This is a genomic window from Achromobacter sp. DMS1 (assembly GCF_001270295.1).
On sequence record NZ_LHSJ01000280.1, the window covers coordinates 1 to 5,225 of the forward strand.

The window sequence follows — 5,225 nt, forward strand, 5'->3', positions numbered from 1 at the left end:
TCCGGCCCGGGCGTTCCGGCGGCGGGCGGTTGCTTGTGCTGGCTCATGAGGATTCTCCTTGCAGGGTCGGTCCGGTCGCGGACCGTGCGTCCGTGGATCGCGCGGCGCAAGCCGCGTGCCCGCGCCGGGCATGGCAATTGCTGCCCAGGGCTGCGCCGCGCAACGCGGCCGGAGACGAGAAAGACGCCGGCGCCAGGAACGCCGGCAGCAAGGTCCGGAGAGAGAAAAATGCGATGCGCTTTCGCGGGGGATCCGAAATGCCCGCAGCGCCGGTCCGGGCGCGGGCGGGCCGCGGAGTCAGCCCTTGGCCTCGCCGTCGTCGCCGGGGACGTGATAGCCCGCCGCGGCGTACTCTTCGAGGCGGTTGTAGAGCGTCTTGGGGCTGATGCCCAGCACGGCGGCGGTCTGTTTCTTCACGCCCTTGCACCGTTCCAGGGTGGCGAGAATCAGCCTGCGGTCGGCGTCGGCCAGGGTTTCGCCCACCGGCACCGTCACGTGCTCCACGGCCGGCTCGCCGCCCGGGGACACCTGGGGCGCCAGCATGTCCACGTCGAGCTCGTCGCCCTCGGCCATGATGAAGGCGCGCCGCACGAAGTTCTTGAGCTCGCGCACGTTGCCCGGCCATTCGTACTGGCGCAGCACTTCCAGCGCATGCGCGGAGAACGCTTTGTTGCGCCCCGTCTCGCGGTTCTGCGCTTCGAGGAAACGCTCGGCCAGGTAGACGATGTCCTCGCCGCGTTCGCGCAGCGGCGGCAGTTCCAGCGGAAACACGCTCAGGCGGTAATACAGGTCTTCGCGCAGCTTGCCTTCCTGCACCGCCTGCTCGGGGTTGCGGTTGGTGGCGGCCACGATGCGGATGTCGCAGGAAATCTCGCGATTGGTGCCCACGCGCATGAACTGGCCGGTTTCCAGCACGCGCAGCAGCTTCACCTGCAGGTCCGGCGGCATCTCCGTGACTTCGTCGAGGAACAGCGTGCCGCCGTCGGCCCGCTCGAAATATCCCTTGTGCTGGCGGTCGGCGCCCGTGAAGCTGCCGCGCTCGTGGCCGAACATCTCGCTTTCGATGAGATTGGGCGATATCGCGCCGCAGTTGACCGCGACGAACGGGCGTTGGCGCCGCCCGCTCAGTTCGTGGATGGCATGCGCGGCCAGCTCCTTGCCCGTGCCGCTCTCGCCGATCAGCAGCGTGGTGACGTCGGTGGGCGCCACCCGCGCGATCTGCCGGTACAGCTCGCGCATGGGCGGCGAAGCGCCGTACATCTTGCCGAAGCGGCCTTCTTCCTCGAAAGGCGTGCCGGGCGGCACCTCGCCCGAGTTGGCCAGGATGCGCGAAAGGATGAGATTGAGCCGGTCCATGCTGATCGGCTTGACCAGGTAGTCGGTGGCGCCCAGCCGCAGCGCCTGCACGGCATTGTCCACGGTCCCGTGGCCGGTCATGACCACGACCTCGGCGCTGGCGACGGCCACGTTCTTGAAAATGTCCATGCCGCTGCCTTCCGGCAGGCGCACGTCGGTGAGCACGAGATCCGGCGCCTGACGGTCGAGCTGGATCATGGCGTCCTTGATGGAAGCGGCCACCGCCACCGAAAAACCGCTGTCCCGGCCGATCTCGGCCAAGGTCTCCCTGATGGCTTCGTCATCGTCCACGATAAGCAGGTGAGGCATAGCGACTCCGCTCGACATGCGAAAGGGTTGGGCGCGCCCGGGCCTCCGGCCGGCCGCGTTCGACGTTCTGCCCGAGGCGGGAACCCTGCCCCGCCCAGGAATCGGACAAGCTCCGATCGGCACAATACCGACTCTAGCGCCGGCCGCGCGCCGATTTGCCACATTGCAATAACGTTTTCGATTCCTTGCATCTGGTCGCAGATACCCCTGCGCCGCGTCTCTAACATTAAACGAATATCGAGGAAATCTCCCATGCCAAACCGCACCATGGCGCAGCGTGGGGACACGCTTGCCTGCGCCGAAGGCATTCTGGAGACGGCGGGCATGTCCCCCGTCATGCGCAAACTGGCCAGCCAGATCCAGCTCGCAGCCGCCACCGACGCCAGCGTTTTCGTGGTGGGCGAAAGCGGCGCCGGCAAAGAGCTGGTGGCCCGCGCCATCCACGCGGCGAGCGACCGCAAAGACCAGCCCTTCGTGGCGGTGAACTGCGGCGCCATCAGCGGCTCGCTCGCGCATGCCGAACTGTTCGGACACGAGAAAGGCAGCTTCACGGGCGCCGTGACGCAAAGCGCCGGCTATTTCGAATCGGCCAGCGGTGGCACCCTCTTCCTGGACGAGGTCACGGAAATGCCGCCCGACATGCAGGTGCATTTCCTGCGCGTGCTCGAAACCGGCACCTACCAGCGCGTGGGCGGCTCCGACCTGCTGCGGGCCAACGCGCGCATCATCTGTGCGAGCAACCGCGACCCCGCCGCCTCGGTGGCCGACGGCAGGCTGCGGCAGGACTTCCTGCACCGCCTGCTGGTGATCCCCCTGCGCGTGCCGCCCCTGCGCGAGCGCGAGGCAGACGCGGTGATCCTGGCCCAGCGCTTTCTCGACGCCCTGAACGAACGCCACCAGACCCGCAAGGTGTTTTCGCGCCGCATGCTGGACGCGATGGCGCGCTATGACTGGCCCGGCAACGTGCGCGAACTGCGCAACGCCGTGCAGCGCGCCTACATCCTGGCCGACGCGGAACTCAACCTGGAACTGGCCGCGCGCCCGCGCGCGCCCGCCAGGCGGAAGTGCGCGACGGCCAGCTCAGCCTGCCGCTGGGCACGCCGCTGGGAGACGCGCAGCGCGAATTCATCCTGGCCACGCTGGCCCACTATGCCGGCGACAAGCGCCTGGCGGCCGAATCGCTGGGCGTAAGCCTGAAAACGCTCTACAACCGTCTGGACGTCTACGAAAAAGGCGACCCGGGCGCGCCGCGCGGCTGAGCCCCGCCTGGGCAATTCTTACCGGCTGCTTGTAAACGCCGCCACGCTCTTGATGGCCATGGCGCTTGAAGATCCGGAGGGTTGCGCGGGCCGTTCAGGCCAGCTCTTCGACGGGCTGCTTGGCAAGCAGGATGGTGGCGTGCGCCTGCTGCAGCGCGCCGCCCAGCACGTCCTGAGTCAGGGCGGAAAGCAGGCTGTAGTCGTCAAAGCGGAAACGGCACAGGAGCGAGCTGGAGCTGGCCAGCCTCACGAGCTGGGCGGGCGACAGGCGCATGAGAATGTCCGCCACCTCGCTGCTGAAGCCCAACCGGAACATCGAGGCAGCATAGTCATCGCGCAGCATGCGCTGGGCGAGAAGAAGATAGGACAGATTCACTTCACGGATATCTGCCAGCAAAGAACTTTCGACTTGTTGCACACCAGGCTCCCTGATCCCTACGTGCGAGGGTCCGTATCAACTACCAACAGTCACAAGCAGCAACGATTGCTTCGTAACCAGCTGCGTCCAGTTTTTATGCGAAATGTATCAGCAATTCGCAATTTAAGTAAAATTTATCACATCTCGTGTCATTTTCTATGACTAATATGACAAAAGTTTTTTGATGTTGCTCATAAGACAGATGAAGATACAACTTGACATGAAACTATCTGACAAATTTACGTCAATTTGCCAAATAGACATTCAAAAAGTTGTGTTCTTTACGGAATGAAATCGGCGCTTTTAACCACAATGGGCACCGTACCGATCACCTCGTTAGCTTCGCCCAGCGCAACCGCGCGCTTGTCGACAATGTCGCTATTTGGCAACGCCAGCGCCAGCGTCCGACACCCGCGCCTCCATAGATTCGTCTGACACTCCGCAATGCCCAACGCAGAAGACAGCTTGGTCGAATATGCCCCGCTCGTTCGGAAGCTGGCCCTGCAATTGCTCGCGCGCCTGCCGGCCAGCGTCGAACTGGACGACCTGATACAGGCCGGCATGATCGGCCTGCTGGACGCCGTGCGCCGCTACCAGGAAACCGCCGACGCGCAATTCGAGACCTACGCCACCACCCGCATCCGGGGGGCCATGCTGGACGAGCTGCGCGGCCAGGACTGGCTGCCCCGCAGCGTGCGCGCCAAGGCCCGCAAGATAGAACAGGCCATCCAGCAGCTCGAGCAGAAGCTCATGCGCGCGCCCACCGAGGCCGAGATCGCCGCACAGCTGGAGCTGCCCCTGGCCGAATATCAGACCCTGCTGCACGACGCCCAGGGCGTGCAGATCGTCCACTATGAAGACTTTTCGTCCGATACGGACAGCGCGTCGGACCAGGCCGACTGGGCGGCTTCCCTCAATGCCGGCAACGCCCAGGCCGGCAATCCGCTCGATTCCCTGCTGGCCGGCGACTTCCGCCAGGCGCTCATCCACGCCATCGACGCCCTGCCCGAGCGCGAAAAGCTCCTGCTCTCGCTCTGCTACGAGCAGGGACTGAACCTCAAGGAAATCGGCGCCATCATGAACGTAACCGAGGCCCGGGTCTGCCAGCTGCGCTCCCAGGCCACCGCCCGCATCCGCGCCAAGCTGCGCGAGCAGGCCTGGCAGGATCTGCCGCACGAACAGCAGATGGCGCAGATCATCTGAGGCCCGCCGGCGCCGGCGTGCATGGCGCGCCGCCGCCCGACGTCCCCCCTCCTCCACCCGGCGGATTGACCTTCGTAAAACAGCCCTAAAGATTGATTTGGCCCTGCCGTAATCCTGGCAACGGAGAAATTCGGCGTCGCAAGAAGACGAATTCTCCCGTTACTACGATGGGCGGCCCAGCTGCCCGGTTTGAAGAAGCCTTTCTCTCTTGGGAGCCAAAACATGGCTGCAGTTATCAACACCAACTACTTGTCCCTGGTTGCCCAGACCAACCTGAACAAGTCCCAGTCCGCTCTGGGTACCGCCATCGAACGCCTGTCGTCGGGCCTGCGCATCAACAGCGCCAAGGACGACGCTGCTGGCCAAGCTATTGCTAACCGCTTCACGGCTAACATCAAGGGTCTGACCCAAGCCTCGCGTAACGCGAACGACGGTATCTCGATCGCCCAGACGACTGAAGGCGCTCTTAACGAAATCAACAACAACCTGCAGCGTATTCGTGAGCTGACGGTTCAAGCCACGAACGGCACTAACTCCGATTCCGATCTCAAGTCGATCCAGGATGAAATCGGCCAGCGTCTGGCTGAGATCAATCGTGTCTCCGAACAAACGCAATTTAACGGCGTGAAAGTTCTGGCTAGCGACAACGCCCTGAAGATCCAAGTTGGTGCAAATGACAA

The 5,225-nt window shown here is 64.1% G+C and carries 5 protein-coding genes and 1 pseudogene; 4 read left to right on the forward strand and 2 right to left on the reverse strand.

Annotated features, from left to right (window positions below; translation table 11 throughout):
* Positions 1 to 297: 297 nt before the first annotated feature.
* Entirely contained in the window at positions 298 to 1,665 is a 1,368-nt protein-coding gene (locus AD428_RS22380; RefSeq protein ID WP_053246639.1) for a sigma-54-dependent transcriptional regulator, read from the reverse strand.
* Between the two features lie 252 nt (positions 1,666 to 1,917).
* On the opposite strand from AD428_RS22380, the gene AD428_RS22385 reads away from it, so the two are divergent.
* Positions 1,918 to 2,856, forward strand: coding sequence for a sigma 54-interacting transcriptional regulator (locus AD428_RS22385; RefSeq protein ID WP_369798816.1), 939 nt, complete (start codon positions 1,918 to 1,920; stop codon positions 2,854 to 2,856).
* Positions 2,805 to 2,924: a helix-turn-helix domain-containing protein gene (locus AD428_RS29820; protein WP_369798817.1), complete on the forward strand. Its 120-nt coding sequence runs from the start codon at positions 2,805 to 2,807 to the stop codon at positions 2,922 to 2,924. Before AD428_RS22385 ends, AD428_RS29820 begins: the two co-directional genes overlap by 52 nt.
* Before the next feature lie 94 nt (positions 2,925 to 3,018).
* Here the strand turns inward: AD428_RS29820 and flhD are convergent, their stop codons facing one another.
* Entirely contained in the window at positions 3,019 to 3,342 is a 324-nt protein-coding gene (gene flhD, locus AD428_RS22390) for a flagellar transcriptional regulator FlhD (protein ID WP_053245628.1), read from the reverse strand.
* Between the two features lie 444 nt (positions 3,343 to 3,786).
* Between flhD and AD428_RS22395 the strand changes: the two genes are divergently transcribed.
* Together AD428_RS22395 and AD428_RS22400 are read left to right on the forward strand one after the other, a co-directional pair.
* Positions 3,787 to 4,545 carry an RNA polymerase sigma factor FliA gene (locus tag AD428_RS22395; RefSeq protein ID WP_053245627.1) on the forward strand — a complete coding sequence of 253 codons (759 nt, stop codon included), beginning with the start codon at positions 3,787 to 3,789 and terminating at the stop codon, positions 4,543 to 4,545.
* A 222-nt stretch (positions 4,546 to 4,767) separates the two neighbouring features.
* Positions 4,768 to 5,225, forward strand: a pseudogene (locus tag AD428_RS22400) (flagellin); the annotation flags it as partial.

What these genes read in the sequence shown, in the direction of transcription:
- AD428_RS22380 (WP_053246639.1), bottom strand. Translation starts at nt 1,665, where the DNA reads ATGCCTCACCTGCTTATCGTGGACGATGACGAAGCCATCAGGGAGACC.
- AD428_RS22385 (WP_369798816.1), top strand. Translation starts at nt 1,918, where the DNA reads ATGCCAAACCGCACCATGGCGCAGCGTGGGGACACGCTTGCCTGCGCC.
- AD428_RS22395 (WP_053245627.1), top strand. Translation starts at nt 3,787, where the DNA reads ATGCCCAACGCAGAAGACAGCTTGGTCGAATATGCCCCGCTCGTTCGG.